19 protein-coding genes are annotated in these 16,216 nt (G+C 44.7%); 15 read left to right on the top strand and 4 right to left on the bottom strand.

Going from position 1 to position 16,216, the window contains the following annotated elements; translation table 11 throughout:
* Positions 1 to 25 precede the first annotated feature (25 nt).
* Entirely contained in the window at positions 26 to 190 is a 165-nt protein-coding gene (locus AS034_RS07770; protein WP_082641752.1) for an IS3 family transposase, read from the top strand.
* A 507-nt stretch (positions 191 to 697) separates the two neighbouring features.
* On the opposite strand, the gene AS034_RS07775 is transcribed toward AS034_RS07770, so the two are convergent.
* The gene (locus AS034_RS07775) at positions 698 to 1,369 is read right to left on the bottom strand and encodes a B3/B4 domain-containing protein (RefSeq protein ID WP_058298111.1); all 672 of its coding nucleotides are present in this window, start codon (positions 1,367 to 1,369) and stop codon (positions 698 to 700) included.
* A gap of 104 nt (positions 1,370 to 1,473) precedes the next feature.
* Here AS034_RS07775 and queG point away from each other — a divergent pair, with 104 nt between their 5' ends.
* The 13 genes from queG (at position 1,474) to proC (ending at position 12,706) form a co-directional block, all read left to right on the top strand.
* Complete coding sequence (gene queG, locus AS034_RS07780) at positions 1,474 to 2,616, top strand: tRNA epoxyqueuosine(34) reductase QueG (RefSeq protein ID WP_058298112.1); 1,143 nt, start codon at positions 1,474 to 1,476, stop codon at positions 2,614 to 2,616.
* A 90-nt stretch (positions 2,617 to 2,706) separates the two neighbouring features.
* Positions 2,707 to 3,582: an amidase domain-containing protein gene (locus AS034_RS07785; protein ID WP_244888149.1), complete on the top strand. Its 876-nt coding sequence runs from the start codon at positions 2,707 to 2,709 to the stop codon at positions 3,580 to 3,582.
* A 64-nt stretch (positions 3,583 to 3,646) separates the two neighbouring features.
* Positions 3,647 to 4,135: a tRNA (uridine(34)/cytosine(34)/5-carboxymethylaminomethyluridine(34)-2'-O)-methyltransferase TrmL gene (gene trmL, locus AS034_RS07790; RefSeq protein ID WP_032089361.1), complete on the top strand. Its 489-nt coding sequence runs from the start codon at positions 3,647 to 3,649 to the stop codon at positions 4,133 to 4,135.
* A gap of 85 nt (positions 4,136 to 4,220) precedes the next feature.
* Positions 4,221 to 4,970, top strand: coding sequence for an oxygen-insensitive NADPH nitroreductase (nfsA, locus tag AS034_RS07795; protein WP_058298113.1), 750 nt, complete (start codon positions 4,221 to 4,223; stop codon positions 4,968 to 4,970).
* Positions 4,971 to 5,328: 358 nt separating this feature from the next.
* Complete coding sequence (locus tag AS034_RS07800; RefSeq protein WP_032089359.1) at positions 5,329 to 7,224, top strand: PrkA family serine protein kinase; 1,896 nt, start codon at positions 5,329 to 5,331, stop codon at positions 7,222 to 7,224.
* A 100-nt stretch (positions 7,225 to 7,324) separates the two neighbouring features.
* Positions 7,325 to 7,519: a hypothetical protein gene (locus AS034_RS07805; RefSeq protein WP_032089358.1), complete on the top strand. Its 195-nt coding sequence runs from the start codon at positions 7,325 to 7,327 to the stop codon at positions 7,517 to 7,519.
* Positions 7,520 to 7,606: 87 nt separating this feature from the next.
* A complete protein-coding gene (locus AS034_RS22705; RefSeq protein ID WP_098151221.1) occupies positions 7,607 to 7,777 on the top strand; it encodes a hypothetical protein in 171 nt (56 codons plus the stop codon).
* A 487-nt stretch (positions 7,778 to 8,264) separates the two neighbouring features.
* The gene (gene yhbH / locus AS034_RS07810; RefSeq protein WP_411159365.1) at positions 8,265 to 9,425 is read left to right on the top strand and encodes a sporulation protein YhbH; all 1,161 of its coding nucleotides are present in this window, start codon (positions 8,265 to 8,267) and stop codon (positions 9,423 to 9,425) included.
* Between the two features lie 191 nt (positions 9,426 to 9,616).
* The gene (locus AS034_RS07815; protein WP_032089356.1) at positions 9,617 to 10,108 is read left to right on the top strand and encodes an STAS domain-containing protein; all 492 of its coding nucleotides are present in this window, start codon (positions 9,617 to 9,619) and stop codon (positions 10,106 to 10,108) included.
* A gap of 134 nt (positions 10,109 to 10,242) precedes the next feature.
* Positions 10,243 to 10,542, top strand: a complete 300-nt coding sequence (locus AS034_RS07820; RefSeq protein WP_032089355.1) for a YciI family protein — start codon at positions 10,243 to 10,245, stop codon at positions 10,540 to 10,542.
* Between the two features lie 21 nt (positions 10,543 to 10,563).
* The gene (locus AS034_RS07825) at positions 10,564 to 11,580 is read left to right on the top strand and encodes a phosphotransferase enzyme family protein (RefSeq protein ID WP_058298114.1); all 1,017 of its coding nucleotides are present in this window, start codon (positions 10,564 to 10,566) and stop codon (positions 11,578 to 11,580) included.
* 4 nt (positions 11,581 to 11,584) lie between these two features.
* Positions 11,585 to 11,788 (top strand): hypothetical protein, encoded by a 204-nt coding sequence (locus AS034_RS07830; RefSeq protein ID WP_058298115.1) that lies wholly within the window; start codon positions 11,585 to 11,587, stop codon positions 11,786 to 11,788.
* Positions 11,789 to 11,899: 111 nt separating this feature from the next.
* The gene (gene proC / locus AS034_RS07835; RefSeq protein ID WP_058298116.1) at positions 11,900 to 12,706 is read left to right on the top strand and encodes a pyrroline-5-carboxylate reductase; all 807 of its coding nucleotides are present in this window, start codon (positions 11,900 to 11,902) and stop codon (positions 12,704 to 12,706) included.
* Positions 12,707 to 12,757: 51 nt separating this feature from the next.
* On the opposite strand, the gene AS034_RS07840 is transcribed toward proC, so the two are convergent.
* From AS034_RS07840 to AS034_RS07850, 3 genes are all read right to left on the bottom strand, one after another.
* Positions 12,758 to 13,426, bottom strand: coding sequence for an SIMPL domain-containing protein (locus tag AS034_RS07840; RefSeq protein ID WP_058298117.1), 669 nt, complete (start codon positions 13,424 to 13,426; stop codon positions 12,758 to 12,760).
* 3 nt (positions 13,427 to 13,429) lie between these two features.
* Entirely contained in the window at positions 13,430 to 13,825 is a 396-nt protein-coding gene (locus AS034_RS07845) for a hypothetical protein (RefSeq protein WP_058298118.1), read from the bottom strand.
* A 91-nt stretch (positions 13,826 to 13,916) separates the two neighbouring features.
* The gene (locus AS034_RS07850) at positions 13,917 to 14,864 is read right to left on the bottom strand and encodes an L-lactate dehydrogenase (RefSeq protein WP_058298119.1); all 948 of its coding nucleotides are present in this window, start codon (positions 14,862 to 14,864) and stop codon (positions 13,917 to 13,919) included.
* Positions 14,865 to 15,105: 241 nt separating this feature from the next.
* Between AS034_RS07850 and AS034_RS23405 the strand changes: the two genes are divergently transcribed.
* Complete coding sequence (locus AS034_RS23405; RefSeq protein ID WP_321203269.1) at positions 15,106 to 16,155, top strand: tetratricopeptide repeat protein; 1,050 nt, start codon at positions 15,106 to 15,108, stop codon at positions 16,153 to 16,155.
* Positions 16,156 to 16,216: the final 61 nt, after the last annotated feature.

Genomic DNA, 16,216 nt, shown 5'->3' on the forward strand with positions numbered 1-16,216 from the left:
TCATGCGACAATCAAAAAAGAACTTATCTATCGTTCTAGATTTAAAACAAGGGATGAAGCGACAAAAGTCATTAACCACTATATTTCAAACCGGTACAACGAGAGAAGAAAACATTCAAAGCTGGGGTATCTTTCCCCAAACAATTTTGAGAGAAATTATCAGCGTTCAAACCTGGACTCAATCTCATAAATTCATCTTAGGCGTTAGAGGCAATCAATCTTGGTTTTAGATTGATTGTTTCTAATGCCCCACCAAACGAAAGTGCGGTAGGGATTTCAGCTAAAACATTCTCATTTTTAGGTGTCCATTTTCTTGACAGAAGTCCACAAACTAAAAGATTCATGATTTAATCAGCGACGTACGCTCGAATATATGTGATTTTGTCCATTATAAAAGCCCCGAAATAGTCAAATTAAAAGATTTCACGTTTTGATCAGCGCCGTACACTCTAATATACGTGAATTTGACCTACATAAACGCCTCTAACTCTGCAAATTAAAAGAATCACGGTCTAATCAGCCTCCAATCCCCACTTCTAGTGGTATTGGTCATTATAAAACCCCCTACCTCTACGGCACATATCTAAATAGTGACTCCAGCAGCGTAAAAACAACCAATCCCATAAAAAATAACCCGAAACTCATCATTCGAATGGGATCCGGGTTAATCATCTTCATCTTTTTGCAAAAAACAGGCCTATCCTCCAACCACTTCATAAGTACCTTCGCCGCCATGAATGCCGACGAACATATCCATCAGCGATTTCGTCAGTTTCCCGCCTTCTTCTACAGGGAGGGAAGGCTTCAAGAAAATGATTTGTACTGCATTTCTAGTCTCATCCCCAACGGGTGCACGATTCGAGTCAACGAACGGACTGCCGAATGGTCCGGACTCATCTTCAGCAATGATCAGGTTCTCCAATGAATTTTCCCGCCCGTTCAGTCCAGTATAGGTTTCTCCGGACTGCCCGACTCTTAACACAATCGAACCTCCCTTGAGCTTATCCAGATCATAGATCCCGATCGGTACTTCATACTGTAAAGAGAAAAAGTTATTCAGATCGATGGCCGAGTTGATTGTCGAAAGATAGTTTTGCTTTTTTACCCGCCGGTAAAGGGCTTCAGCAGAGTGGCGGTAGCGGTTCGGATCTTTTCCCGTCATTTTGAATACGTCCCGCCATTCAGCTACACCCTCAATGCCAGTAACGTTCTTATCCTGAAGTTCGAAGAAAATGGATTCTTGAAATAACTGAAGCCTTCCCTTCAGCATTTGAGGAGAATCGCCGACTTCGATATCATGGTAATGAATGACCCCGGCTTTGAAACCGGGTACAGCTGAAGTAATTGATGAATGTATAGTGATTTCCATTATTTTTCCTCCACATTTCGTTTGAAATAGTTTATCATAATAATCGGCTGTAATCATTTATAAGAATTCAATACATTTATATATAAGGAAAGGAGGCAATTGCAATGGATTTTGATCAACTGAAGCAGGATATCATAGAATACAGCAAGGAAATCGGTATAGATAAAATTGGATTCACTACTGCCAATACCTTTTCTGAAATGAAAAACAGGCTGATCCGGCAGGAGATGCTTGGTTATCAATCAGGCTTTGAAGAAAAGGATATCGAGAAACGGGTCGATCCATCCCTTATATTCGACGGACCCAAATCGATCATCGCCATTGCCCTTGCCTATCCTTCCAGGATGAAGGATGCCCCTCAAAGCAAGCGCGGAGAACGACGAGGCATTTTCTGCAGGGCTTCATGGGGTGCTGATTACCATCATGTGCTGCGGGACCGTCTTGCTAAATTGGAAGATTATATCGTTTCACGCATTCCGGAGGCCCGCTTTAAGTCGATGGTCGATACAGGAGAACTTGTGGACCGTGCTGTTGCCGAACGTGCGGGGATCGGATGGAGCGGAAAGAATTGTTCTATCATCACCCCTGAATTCGGTTCCTATGTGTATCTTGGGGAAATGGTGACGAATCTTCCTTTTGAACCGGATGAACCGATGGAGGATCAGTGCGGGACATGCAATAAATGTGTGGATGTCTGTCCGACAGGGGCTTTGATTGAAGGCGGACAGCTGGATGCACAGAAATGCATCGCTTTTTTAACGCAGACAAAAGGTTTCCTTGCCGATGAATACCGGGTGAAGCTTGGAAACCGGCTGTACGGCTGTGATACCTGCCAGACCGTCTGTCCCGAAAATAAAGGGAAGGACTTTCATTTCCATCAAGAAATGGAGCCGGATCCGGAAATTGCGAAGCCTTTGTTAAAACCGCTGCTCACGATCAGCAACCGTGAATTCAAGGAAAAGTACGGGCACGTTTCCGGTTCATGGAGAGGCAAGAAGCCGATTCAGCGGAATGCCATCATTGCGCTCGCTCATTACAAAGACGAAACTGCTGTTGAAGATTTGATAAATGTGATGAAAAACGATGTTCGGCCGGTCATGCGGGGCACCGCTGCGTGGGCTCTCGGGAAAATCGGTGGAGCCGAAGCGGAAAAAGCATTACTGGCAAAGCAGTCGGTTGAAACAGATGACGAGGTCTTGGCTGAAATTGAAAAGGGCATGCGGATGCTTGCACCTGATGCGGGATAAGGATAAATCCAATGGAAGGTTGGATTTATCCTTTTTTGTTGTGAAAAAGGCGTTTCCCTCATAGAAATGAAAAGAGGAGGGAAGACGATGATCAGAAAATTGCTGATGGATACGATCAACGATGTGATCAGTGAATATACAACGAGGGGACTGTCCCATTTTCAGCATGATAAAGTAAAGCGGAAGAAAGAATCGTGCGAAAACAGGCATGCGGAAATCGTCAAAGTGGAAGCGGCAGGTAAAGTAAAAGAGGTATCCACACAACCCGATGAAACCCAGACAGTCCTGTATGATGTTCATTATAAATATTTAGTGAAACAAGGATCGTTCATTTATTTGGAAGAAGAAATGGAAAATCGGCGGGCGGTGTATTATGACGGACGGATTTACAGTGATGAAGAAGAGACAGCAGCGGTTGATCAGGCAGTTACCACTGAAGAAAATTCCCTCACGGACGAGGAGGGTGAAAGGGTCACATATCAGTACAATCGGCTAAAGGCTGTTCAATATGCAGAGAAATGGTGGAATACGTACAATCCCGCTTACCGGAAGTTCGAGAATGACTGTACGAATTATATTTCTCAGTGCCTGCATGCCGGTGATGCACCGATGAGGGGATACCCTTCGCAGGGAAAAGGGTGGTGGATGAGGAACAACAGGTGGAGCTATAGCTGGACGGTGGCAAATTCGATGCGGCTGCATCTGCCCCAGTCCACAATCGGACTGAGGGCCAGGGAGGCGGAGGGTCCGCATAAACTGAAGCTGGGTGACGTCATCTGCTATGATTTCGAAGGAGACGGGCGCTTCGATCATACGACGATCGTCACAGGCCGTGATGCTGACGGCATGCCTCTTGTCAATGCTCATACCTTCAACAGCAGGATGAGGTATTGGAAGTATGAAGATTCCACAGCGTACACACCAAACATCAAATATAAGTTTTACACGATAGTGGATGATCGTTAAGTGTTGTCCTCCCGCTGATAAATGGTATAATGTCACATAGAGTTTTATGAATGAGGTGACATACATGGGAGTACATGTCGTACTATATCAACCAGAGATCCCGGCAAATACGGGAAATATCGCAAGGACGTGTGCAGCCACCGATACGACGCTGCATTTGATCCGTCCACTTGGGTTTTCAACAGATGATAAAATGTTGAAGCGGGCAGGGCTCGATTATTGGCAATATGTAAATATCGTTTACTATGATTCCCTTGATGAATTTTTTGAGAAGAATGAAGGCGGCGAGTTCTTCTACCTGACCAAATATGGAAAGATCCCGCACTCGAATTTTGATTACAGTGTCGAAGATAAGGACTATTACTTCATCTTCGGAAGAGAAACGACGGGACTGCCGGATGACGTGATCCAAAATAACCTGGATCGTGCCCTGAGGATTCCAATGAATGAAAATGTCCGTTCACTGAACCTCTCCAATACGGCTGCCATCCTGATTTATGAAGCCTTAAGGCAGCGTGATTATCCGGGTCTTCATAGGGAATTGCCGAAATGATAAGGGAGGAATGAGAATCAAATGATTTTCATTCCTTTTTTTAATTGGCTTATACTATAGGTAATGAAGTTAGGAGGAGTACATAATGAACCAGACAATTGAGACCATCTTAAATCATCGTTCGGTCCGTCAGTTTAAAAATGAGGCGCTGTCCGACGAGCAGATACGGACCATTGTCCAAAGCGCACAGGCAGCAAGTACGTCGAGCTATATTCAGGCATACACTATCATCGGTGTGAAGGATCCCGTTAAAAAGAAAAAACTGGCCGAGATTGCAGGCAATCAGAGCTATGTAGAGGAGAATGGCCACTTCTTCGTGTTCTGTGCGGACTTGTACAGGCATGAGAATATCGGAAGATGGGAAAATTCTGATGTGATCCACTCATTGGAAAGTACAGAGAAATTCATGGTGGCACTGATCGATGCCTCACTTGCCGCCCAGAACGCTTCGATTGCAGCCGAATCAATGGGGATGGGCATCTGCTATATTGGGGGCATCCGCAACGATTTGGAAGCAGTGAGTGAAGTGCTGGAGCTTCCAGATCGTGTGATTCCGCTATTCGGACTGGCAGTAGGATATCCGGCGGGGGATTCAAGCGTCAAGCCGCGCCTCCCGATGGGGGCCGTCTATCATGAAGATGTGTATAATGCTGATGAAGCAGGAATGAGAGCTGAACTCGACCGTTATGATGAAACGATTTCTTCCTATTATCATGAGCGCACCGGCGGCAAACGATCCGACCGATGGACCGGTCAGATGGCGAAGATGCTGTCAGGGAAGAAGAGAATGTATATGAAGGAATTTGTACAGGGACGCGGGTTTGATAAGCGTTGAGGAAAGGCAGAAATAATTCAAAAAACCCCGGGAAAGCGTGAGCTCTCCCGGGGTTTTTTGTAACTTAGTTTGAACCTGGCTTGTCGTTATATCCAGCAGTGAAGATTGCTGTAAGGAATGCCGCAGTCACACCTAAAATAATGATTGTACCCATAATTGGTAAACCTCCAGTTTCATATTCCACAGTCTGTCTTTAGTATAGCCTATTTTTTCAAAGTTGTGAATGAAAGTGGAATATTTTTGTTGCAAATTCATTAACTTCAAAAGGAAGATTAATCAGAACTTCTTAACATTTTAGAGTGAACAAGCGCATACAGTATATTAATCGTCTCTCATTAAGCGACAGGGGGAGGTCCATATGGATATTTTAAAAAAAGTTGAACATTACCGCGAAGAAGAAGTGAAACTGAAATGGGAAGGGACGTTTGCTCAGTACCTGGAATTGTTGAAGGAAAAGCCTTGGATTGGTCAATCAGCTCACTCTAGAGTCTACAATATGATCAAGGATGCTGGAGTCGAAGAAGTAGATGGGAAACGACGATATAAATTCTTCAGCAATCAGTTATTTGGCTTAGAAGAGGCGCTGGAAAGACTTGTAGAAGAATATTTTCATCCTGCTGCGAAACGGCTGGATGTCAGAAAGAGGATTCTGTTGTTGATGGGGCCGGTCAGTGGAGGTAAATCGACGCTTGTATCTATGCTGAAACGCGGTTTGGAACAGTATTCCCGGACAGACAGGGGAGCTATTTTTGCCATAAAGGGATGTCCGATGCATGAAGATCCGCTTCATTTGATCCCTCAGCATTTACGTGAGGATTTCCATAAGGAATACGGCATCCGTATCGAAGGGAATCTTTCACCGCTGAATACAATGAGGCTTGAACAGGAGTATCAGGGAAGGATCGAGGATGTCCAGGTAGAGAGGGTCTTCTTCTCGGAAGACAAACGTGTCGGAATCGGTACGTTCAGCCCATCCGATCCGAAGTCCCAGGATATTGCCGATTTGACGGGAAGCATCGACTTCTCGACGATCGCTGAATACGGTTCCGAATCAGATCCGCGTGCCTACCGTTTTGATGGTGAGCTGAATAAAGCAAACCGGGGGCTGATGGAGTTCCAGGAAATGCTGAAGTGTGACGAGAAATTCTTATGGCACTTATTATCCCTCACTCAGGAAGGGAATTTTAAAGCGGGACGATTTGCACTGATTTCTGCGGATGAGCTGATCGTGGCGCATACCAATGAAACAGAGTACCGGTCATTCATTTCTAATAAGAAAAACGAGGCATTGCACTCGCGTATCATCGTAATGCCGGTTCCATATAATCTGAAAGTGACCCAGGAAGAGAAGATATATGAAAAAATGATCGGGGAAAGTGACGTCTCGAACGTCCACGTTGCACCGCATACGATGCGCGTCGCGGCGATGTTCACCATCTTGACCCGGTTAAAAGAACCGAAGCGCGGCGACATTGACCTGATCAAGAAAATGCGGCTGTACGACGGGGAAAGTGTGGAGGGCTTCAACTCCGCAGATGTCGATGAAATGAAGAAAGAATACCAGGATGAGGGAATGAGCGGAATCGATCCGCGTTATGTGATCAATCGGATTTCATCTACGATCATTCGTAAAGAGATACCGACCATTAACGCGCTTGATGTCCTGAGGGCCCTTAAGGAAGGTTTGGATCAGCATCCATCCATAACAAATGAGCTTAGGGAAAGATATCTGAATTTCATTTCGCTTGCCAGAAAAGAATACGATGACATTGCGAAGAAAGAAGTTCAGAAAGCATTTGTGTATTCATATGAAGAATCAGCTAAAACGCTTATGGACAATTACCTGGATAATGTCGAGGCTTACTGCAATAAAGCGAAGCTTCATGATCCACTGACCGGTGAAGAAATCAATCCGGATGAAAAGCTTATGAGGTCGATTGAGGAGCAGATCGGCATTTCTGAAAATGCGAAAAAAGCGTTCCGTGAAGAGATTCTCATCCGCATCTCGGCCTATGCGCGCAAAGGAAAGCGGTTCGACTATAATTCACACGACCGCCTCCGTGAAGCAATCCAGAAAAAGCTGTTTGCCGACCTGAAGGATGTCGTCAAGATCACCACATCCACCAAGACGCCGGATGAACAGCAGCTCAAAAAAGTCAACGAAGTCGTCGCCCGCCTCATCGACGAGCACGGCTACAACTCAACATCAGCCAACGAACTGCTCCGCTACGTCGGAAGCCTGCTGAACAGATAACAAAAGAATATCAAGAACGGGGTGTGAGTCCACATCCCGTTCTTTTTTCGTTTACTAAAGAACAGAACGGGGAAATGTAAAAGGTAAGAGGTGATACACAATGACCAAGAAACAAGAAGTGGACAAAAAACAGGAACTCGATAAAAACTATGAACCGGACAACGGATCCATGGCCCATGACATGGAAGAGATGGAGCAGCTCGGAAAGCAGATGGACAGGCTCCGTACGAACGAGGAATTGAAAGAAGACGACAAACAACCAGATCCTGTTCAATATAAAGAAAAAGATAAATAGCGGAAATATTGACAGAAAAATCAGAATAAAATACAATGTAGATAGATAGAGCCGGGACCATCTCTCATAGGAAAGCAGGTGAAGGGCATGCCTTCAAAACCTCAGCCTCATGAAGAACCGGTACCTTTTAACGGAACCATGGCCTCCAATATGGAGGAACTGATCAAGTTGGGAAAGCAAATGGAGAAATTGCGTTCCAGCGGAGAATTGAAGAACAATAACCGAATACAAGATCCGGCTCAATACGAAGAGGATTAAGATGAACTGACCAGGGGAAAACACCTGGTTATTTTTTATGTATCCGCATAGATTTGTCTTCATAAGAATATAAAGTAGGAGATTTACATATTGCCTTAATAAAGGGGCTTAATGAAAGTTCTATTTTGTTCTTTCAGCTGTTGATTGGAGTGCAAGGCGAAGACTCCTGCGGGAAAAGCGAGTTAGGTGAGACCCCGCAGGGAGGTACGACCGAGGAGGCTCACCAACCGCCCGCGGAAAGCGAAGCCTTGCACGGAAATCAACAGCGTTGTATAAACAGAAAAACAGGCTCGTCCAATTTCAAAAAGAACCTTCAATTGTCGAAATTATTTGTAAATTTATCGATACTTCTGCATAGGATAGAGTAATCCCCGATTCATCCTTTTTAAAGGGGAAATTGTCAGTAGATTAGGCAGTCAACATAGTGTATGCAGCGTAAAGAAAAAGTGTGAAAAAATTTTTTAAGGAGGGAAAAAGTTTGAGCCAAATGGATAATCATCAGTTTGTCATTTCCAAGGAAGATTGGGCCCTCCACCGCAAAGGTCACGATGATCAGCAAAGACATCAAGAGAAAGTACAGGATGCAATAAGAAATAATTTACCTGATCTGATCACTGAAGAAAACATCATTATGTCCAATGGCCGTGATGTCGTCAAAATTCCGATCCGTTCGTTAGATGAGTATAAAATACGTTACAACTACGATAAAAACAAACATGCAGGACAGGGAGACGGCGACAGTCAAGTTGGAGATGTAATTGCCAGAGATGGTTCCCAGCAGCAAAAAGGTCCCGGGAAAGGGCAGGGAGCAGGAGATAAAGCAGGAGAAGACTATTATGAAGCAGAAGTGTCCCTTATGGAAATTGAGGATGCGCTATTCAGTCAGTTGGAACTTCCGAACCTGAAAAGGAAAGAGCAGGATGTCCAGACCGTGGAACATATTGAATTTAATGATATTCGTAAAACGGGACTTATGGGGAATATTGATAAGAAGAAAACGATGATGTCTGCATTTAAGAGGAATGCCATGAAAGGTGCCCCGAGCTTTCATCCGATTATAACCGAAGATCTGAAATTCAGAACGTGGAATGAAGTATTGAAGCCTGAATCCAAAGCAGTCGTTTTAGCGATGATGGATACAAGCGGAAGTATGGGCGTTTGGGAAAAGTATATGGCCAGAAGTTTCTTTTTCTGGATGACGCGGTTCTTAAGGACGAAATATGAGACCGTAGAAATTGAGTTCATTGCTCACCATACTGAAGCGAAGGTCGTCTCGGAAGAACATTTCTTCTCAAAAGGAGAAAGCGGCGGGACGATTTGTTCATCAGCCTACAGAAAAGCGCTGGAACTTGTTGATGAGAAATACAACCCATCACGTTACAACATTTATCCTTTCCATTTCTCGGATGGAGATAATTTAACTTCTGACAATGTACGCTGCGTCAAGCTTGTTGAAGAGTTAATGAAGGTATCCAGCATGTTTGGATATGGTGAAGTTAATCAGTATAACCGTCACTCAACCCTCATGTCCGCTTACAAAAACATCAAGAATGAAGACTTCCGTTATTATATCCTCAAGCAAAAAGCCGATGTATTCCATGCCATGAGAAGCTTCTTCAAGAAAGAAGAAGAAAAAGCATACGCGTGATAAAAACCAGCCGGAAAGGCTGGTTTTTAGCTTTTTGAGGGTGATGTTCCGTTACCTGTAAAAAACAGTACTCTTTTGCAAAGGTTTGATGCTAAAATGGGGATAGGAGTATTATTTCTAGTTTAATATGGCTCTTTTAAGGGTGATGTTTTTAAACGGGCCTAAAATATATAGATATGGTGAGGTTTAGAATGATAAACGAATCAACGCAAATCCATGAGCTAAAAGATGAAATCGCCAGACTGAAAAAACGACTGGAAGAATCTGAGGAATTAATCAAGGATATCTCAGCTCCCATCATACCATCCATCGTCCCTGAAACCATTCTTGTCCCGATTACCGGCCGCCTTTTACCAGAGCGTTTCGAGATGATCATCACAAGGATCCTGAACGTCTCTTACCAGGAGGAGATCAATACGATCATCATAGACTTCTCTGCCATTACAGAAAAAGAGATCTGTGAATTGGAAGTGTTCGGCACATATATCGAAAATATGGCAAGAGCCATTTCCCTGATGGGTATAGAAGTCATTTTTGTCGGGTTCAACCCGTCCCTTACGCAGATCATAGTGAATTCCGGTGTGCAGCAGATCCTGGAAGTGAAAAGCTTCCTTTCATTCAGGACGGCTCTTCAATATTTAATGAAACAAAAAGGAATTACATTTCAAAGTATCAATGATTAATCGGCCAGCCCAAGGGGTTGGTTTTTTTATTTGTACTCCACCAGCCGGGTTTTCCAAAAGTAAGAATAAAAGGAGATTGGAACATGGAAGTCGAATTATAGCAATGTAAAAAAAATAAAAAAAAGAGGGGTTTCATGGAATATATCTATGTATTAAAGCTGATTCCGCGCTTATTTAAACAAGAAAATTGGACTGCTGAAGATGAAAATTTCGTAACGGCACATTTCGAAAGACTAAAGAAGTTCAGAGACCAAGGTACAGTCATCTTAGCCGGCAGAACATTGAATGAGGAAGAACATGCCTTTGGTATTGTTGTGTTTGAAGCGGAAAATGAAGAAGAGGCCGAAGAATTTATGAAGGAAGATCCGGCTGTGAAAAATGGAATCATGACAGGCGAGTTATACCCGTACCGGGTTGCATTGCTGAAGGAATAATCACGTGTAAGGAGAATAAAGATGGAAAAATGGATAGAAGAATTATTCAGTGAGGAACTCCTGGAAAAAGCGGCCGGGAAATTCGGATGCGAAGCTTCCGGGGCAAAGAAGCTTGGAGACTTTGAAAACTATGTATATGAGGTGCATAAAGGAGATACGCCTTACATATTAAGATTGACTCACAGTTCACACCGGTCAGGCATCGATGTTGAAGCTGAACTGAGATGGGTGAATTATCTGCATGAAAACGGTGTGAATGTCTCACTTGCCAATCGTTCACGTGAAGGAAGATTAGTAGAAAAGCTGGAAGCAGGCGATACCTGCTTTTATGTATGTTTATTTGATAAAGCACCCGGAAAACCGGTGAGGGTCAATGATCCCCTGTTTGATGAAGCCCTGTTTAAAGAATGGGGTAGGGTAACCGGGAAAATGCACAGGCTCACGAAAGAATATAAAGCTGGGGAATACCAGAGGGAACGCTGGGACGAAGATGATATACTCAGCTATTCAAAGTACCTTACTCAAGAAGACGCTGTGATTATTGAGAAAGCAGAAAAGAACAAAAAGGAGCTGCAAAAGCTGGATGAGACCCCGGAAATCTTCGGTATCATCCATTCTGATATCCACGCAGGCAACTTTTTTTATCATGATGGAGAGATGCACGTGTTTGACTTTGATGACAGCATGCAGTTCTTCTTCATGAGTGATTTAGCAATACCCCTCTATTATTCTGTATGGTGGAAACATGGAAAAGGGAATCTTCGGGAGAGATCCGAATTTGGAGAGACGTTTTTAAAAGCTTTTCTAAATGGATACCTCGAAGAGAATTCAGTTGATGAAAAAATGATTGCCCGTCTTCCTTCATTTTTATCATTGAGGGATTTTACCCTTTACTCGGTTTTCCATAAAAAATGGGATCTGACCAATTTATCAGAAGCCGAGGAGTCATTGCTGTCAGGATTGAAAGAAAGGCTGTTGAACGATGAACCGATTGTGAGCCTTGATTACCAGGCAATTCTCACACAGGCGAAAGGATAAAGGGATGATTTGGGCACTGCTGGTGACGGGTGGCGTGATCGGTCTTCTCGTCCGGCTGACAAGGAAAACCTTTAAAAGCGGGTACGGCTTATCCCAGGATCTGTTTGATCAGCCGCAATACATCAAGACCTGTGCACACTGTCATAAAAAACTGCGGAAAGAGTATAAGAAAACGCTGTGTCCCCATTGTGGAAAGCTGACAGAATAGGAAAATCGCTTAGACCCTGCGGCAATGAGCGCTTCAGGGTCTTTTTTTACGGAGAGAAGAAAGTCTGGTATGATTCTAAAAGACAAAAGTGAAAGACAGAGGTGAAGCTCATTGGAGAAAACGATTGGATTCATCGGCTGCGGCAATATGGCCCAGGCCATATTAGGCGGAATCCTGAAGGCTGACATAGTTGATAGAAGTGCCGTCATGACAAGTGCGAGGACGGCTGCAACACGTAAGGAAGTCGAGAAAAAATTTCAGGTTGAATGTACAGAGGATAACCTGGCTGTAGCAGGTTTCTCGGATGTTTTATTCCTTTCCATCAAACCGGACCAGTATGAGAAGGTTATTGCAGAAATAAAAGATGATATAAAAGAAGATGTCATCATCGTGACGATTGCTGCCGGGATCACCCTGGACTGGATGGAAGCCCGGTTTGGCAAAGCGGTCAAGGTTGTGCGTACGATGCCAAATACCCCTTCTTTGGTAGGGGAAGGAATGACGGCTTATTGTGTGAATGACCGGCTGACCCACAAGGAATTGAATGAGGTTTACACCATATTAGGAAGCTTCGGGAAAGCTGAGTCGGTTGAAGAGAGTTTGATGGATGCGATCCCTGCGGTCAGCGGATCTTCCCCTGCCTATGTATTCATGTTCATTGAAGCACTCGCAGATGGCGCGGTCCTTCAAGGGATTCCAAGAAAACAAGCGTACAAAATGGCAGCGCAGGCTGTTCTCGGTGCTGCCAAAATGGTGCTGGAGACAGGCACACATCCAGGTGAATTGAAAGATGCTGTCTGCTCTCCCGGCGGCGCTACGATTGAAGCAGTTGCTGCCCTTGAGAAAAATGGATTCAAAGGCTCCATTTTGGCCGCCATGGAAGCATGCGGAAGAAAATCGACATCGTTAGGCGGATAAAAAAACAAAGCCCGTTTCTCCATTGCTTAAGCAGGGATGGACGGGCTTTGTTTAATTCGTACGGAATTCTGCTGTAAGGGAAGCGGTCACCCCGATCTGGCCGGGCTGCAGGCTGGTGCTTTCTTCAGCAGCTTTAACGAAGGCAGCGGGGGCAAATACCGTTTCGGCAGAAACCCCATGCTCCGTAATGGATTTAGGATAAGGGTTCAATTGCTGATGAGATTGACCCGCCAGTGTGCGCGCTTTCTCATATGCTTTTTGATAAGCAGAAGAGAGCGCCTGCCTGTAGGCAGCGGAAGGGGCAGAATTTACAAACTGAATATTTTCAACACGATTCGCGCCGCTCTTTATGGCATCATCGATGATTTTCCCGAGAGTGTCTACATTGTTCACGGTGATCCTGAAAACATGCCGTACCTCATAACCTGTAAAGACCTGCTTTCCGTCTTCGTAATTATATTGTGGGAAAATCTGATAGCCCGACGTCTGGATGTCCTTTTCAGGAATCCCATTCCCTCTCAGTGATTGCACAACCCGGCTGGAAATTTGCCGGTTTTGGTCCTGTGCCTCTTCAAGGTCCTCGCTCTTTGTAACGATACCGATCGAAATAATTGCCTGATCAGGGTCTACATAGATTGTATGCTCCCCGGTGACCCTGATTGTTCCTGATCTGTTTTCTGCACCTGTTCGAAAATAAGAAGGGTACGAGTACATCGTCATCGCCTACACACATGTGAAGGACTGGATGTTATCCAAGTCAATTCCGAAGTACACCCATCTCCATCCGATCCATCTCCATCCTGCAATGGATCGCCGGCCGATAAATACAGGATAAAACCAGAATTGATCTCTTCGCAGCCAAATATACGTGTAGCGGAACAGGCAGCGCCGGATTGCACCGGGATCTACAGCCAACACGCTCGGCCCGCCCTGCGCTGCAGTCATCTGCGGTGTGAAGTTCGGCGGAGGTCCCGGCGGAGGCTGCTGACTCCCCTGATTCCCCCCGCCCGGCGCTCCTCCTGGCGGCGGTGCGCTTGGCGGACCGCCAGGGAAACCGCTGCCGGGGCTTCCTCCTGGAAAACCGGGGAATCCAGGGAATAGTTGTCTATCGTCGTACATGGAAAAACCTCCTCATAAACGGATTCACCATAGTCTATGAGGAGGATATCTGGGCGTGCGTGTCTATCAGTTACCGGGAAGCGATCTCTTTTCAGCTAAAAGCATTCTCCATAACCTTTTTTAATGTCCCTGATGAGTGTTCGAATTGCTGCCGTTCTTTTTCATTCAGCGGAAGCTCTACCACTTTACGGACCCCTTCACGGTTGATGATCGCCGGGACACCGATATACACGTCATCCTGGCCGTATTCTCCCTGGAGAAGGGAAGAAACGGTGAGGATGCTGTTCTCATTATTGAAAATTGCCCGGGTGATGCGGGCAAGTCCCATCGCGATTCCGTAATAAGTTGCACCTTTCCGTTCAATGATGTGATAAGCTGCATCCCTTACATTGAGGAAAATTTCATCCAACTTATTTTGGATATCCTCATTCTCCATATCAATCAATTCGCTTAAATGGCTTGCACCGATTGTAGTATGGCTCCATACCGGAAATTCTGTATCGCCGTGTTCACCCATAATATATGCATGAATATTCCGGGTGTCGATGTCAAAGTGTTCCCCGACCAGGTAGCGGAGCCTGGCCGTATCCAGAATTGTCCCGGAACCGATGACCCTTTCTTTCGGAAGTCCGGAGAATTTCCAGGTTGCATAAGTAAGGATATCGACAGGGTTTGTGGCAACAAGGAAAATCCCGTTAAATCCGCTCGCCATTACCTGATCCACGATCCCTTTAAAAATCTTTATGTTTTTCTCCACTAAATCAAGGCGGGTTTCACCAGGCTTTTGATTCGCTCCCGCCGTGATCACCACAAGGTCCGCGTCCTGACAATCACTGTAATCACCGGCGTGGATCTTCATAGGGGACGCGAATGCAAGACCGTGATTAAGATCGCGGGCGTCCCCGTCCGCTTTATCCTTATTCATATCGATTAACACGAGTTCATGGGCAATCCCCTGATTCAATAGGGCAAACGCATAGCTTGAGCCGACAAATCCAGTGCCGATAAGGGCCACCTTGTTTGTACATTTGATTGTCATTCTTCATCACACACCTAACGTTTAGGAAGTTTTAAATAGGTTGATTCGAATTTAAATATTTGTGAATCATTTCACAAACTAATGATAACATGAAAGTCTACCATATTCTACTTCTAACCATTAAAGAAAATACTTAAACAGAAGAAAACAATGAACCTTTCACACGATTGTCAAAAAATGCAGGCTGAAGGATTTCTGCCTCTGTTCAGTGAATATATACTAGTGGAAAGAGGTGTCAGTAATGGAACGAACCAATGGCCGCATTAAAATCCGCCCCATTAAAGAAGAAGATAAATATATCATAAAGAAATGGCTGTCCGATCCTGAGGTGCTTCAATTTTATGAGGGAAGGGACCGTCCTTTTACCCTGGAAATGGTTGAAGAGAAATTTATGAAAGGGAGCCCACCCGTATCCAGATGCATCGTGACTTTTGAAGACCGGGAGATAGGATATCTTCAATATTATCCCATAGATGAGGAAGAGCGAGATAAATATGGATACAGCCAATCACAGGAGGTCATTTACGGGACCGATCAGTTCATCGGTGAATCCGCCCTATGGAATCAGGGTATTGGGACACTGATGATCAATGAGGTGAAAAAATACCTGACAGAAATAAAACGTGCCGACCGCCTCGTCATGGACCCAATGGTTTGGAATGAACGTGCCATAAAATGCTACGAAAAATGCGGCTACAGAAAAGTTAAGATCCTGCCGCAAAATGAACTTCATGAAGGAGACTGGCATGATGCCTGGCTCGTCGAGTATAGGCCGGAGAAGAAAAAGATATGGGCTGAATCGGTTGAAGAGAGGATAAAACAAGGTATCAAACTTAGGGATGGGGGGAATATCCAGGCTTCGATAGAGCTTTTTAAAATGTTGATAGAGAAAGAACCTCGTAATGCCGGCATTCATTATCAATGTGCCTGGAGCCATGATGCCCTCGGAAAGGAAAGAGAGGCAATCCCATATTATGAAAAAGCTATAACGCTCGGTTTAAATGAAAGCGAACTCCAGGGGGCATACCTGGGGCTCGGCAGCACCTACCGTACATTGGGCGAATATGAACATGCAAAACAGGTTCTATTGAATGGGATGGAAAGGTTCCCGGATCACAATGCCCTCAAACTCTTTTACAGTATGACATTACACAATACTAACGAGCATAGTGAGGCTATGGGAATTCTACTGAACTTATTGGCAGAAACCTCTGCAGACAAAACCATTCAGTCTTACCGGAAAGCGATTGAATTTTATGCCGGGCAGCTCGATAGGGTATGGGAACAGTAAAAAGATGAAACCTTTCTTCTTTGATTTCGTATTATTTACTAACAATGATAGGAGGGGTCTT

The sequence above is a fragment of the [Bacillus] enclensis genome (assembly GCF_001456935.1).
Lineage (GTDB): Bacteria > Bacillota > Bacilli > Bacillales > Bacillaceae_B > Rossellomorea > Rossellomorea enclensis.

Coding starts and splice junctions, on each gene's coding strand:
- AS034_RS07775 (WP_058298111.1), bottom strand. CDS start 1,369: ATGGAAATCACTATACATTCATCAATTACTTCAGCTGTACCCGGTTTC.
- queG (WP_058298112.1), top strand. CDS start 1,474: ATGGATTTTGATCAACTGAAGCAGGATATCATAGAATACAGCAAGGAA.
- trmL (WP_032089361.1), top strand. CDS start 3,647: ATGGGAGTACATGTCGTACTATATCAACCAGAGATCCCGGCAAATACG.
- nfsA (WP_058298113.1), top strand. CDS start 4,221: ATGAACCAGACAATTGAGACCATCTTAAATCATCGTTCGGTCCGTCAG.
- AS034_RS07800 (WP_032089359.1), top strand. CDS start 5,329: ATGGATATTTTAAAAAAAGTTGAACATTACCGCGAAGAAGAAGTGAAA.
- AS034_RS07805 (WP_032089358.1), top strand. CDS start 7,325: ATGACCAAGAAACAAGAAGTGGACAAAAAACAGGAACTCGATAAAAAC.
- AS034_RS22705 (WP_098151221.1), top strand. CDS start 7,607: ATGCCTTCAAAACCTCAGCCTCATGAAGAACCGGTACCTTTTAACGGA.
- yhbH (WP_411159365.1), top strand. CDS start 8,265: ATGGATAATCATCAGTTTGTCATTTCCAAGGAAGATTGGGCCCTCCAC.
- AS034_RS07815 (WP_032089356.1), top strand. CDS start 9,617: ATGATAAACGAATCAACGCAAATCCATGAGCTAAAAGATGAAATCGCC.
- AS034_RS07820 (WP_032089355.1), top strand. CDS start 10,243: ATGGAATATATCTATGTATTAAAGCTGATTCCGCGCTTATTTAAACAA.
- AS034_RS07825 (WP_058298114.1), top strand. CDS start 10,564: ATGGAAAAATGGATAGAAGAATTATTCAGTGAGGAACTCCTGGAAAAA.
- AS034_RS07830 (WP_058298115.1), top strand. CDS start 11,585: ATGATTTGGGCACTGCTGGTGACGGGTGGCGTGATCGGTCTTCTCGTC.
- AS034_RS07840 (WP_058298117.1), bottom strand. CDS start 13,426: ATGACGATGTACTCGTACCCTTCTTATTTTCGAACAGGTGCAGAAAAC.
- AS034_RS07845 (WP_058298118.1), bottom strand. CDS start 13,825: ATGTACGACGATAGACAACTATTCCCTGGATTCCCCGGTTTTCCAGGA.
- AS034_RS07850 (WP_058298119.1), bottom strand. CDS start 14,864: ATGACAATCAAATGTACAAACAAGGTGGCCCTTATCGGCACTGGATTT.
- AS034_RS23405 (WP_321203269.1), top strand. CDS start 15,106: ATGGAACGAACCAATGGCCGCATTAAAATCCGCCCCATTAAAGAAGAA.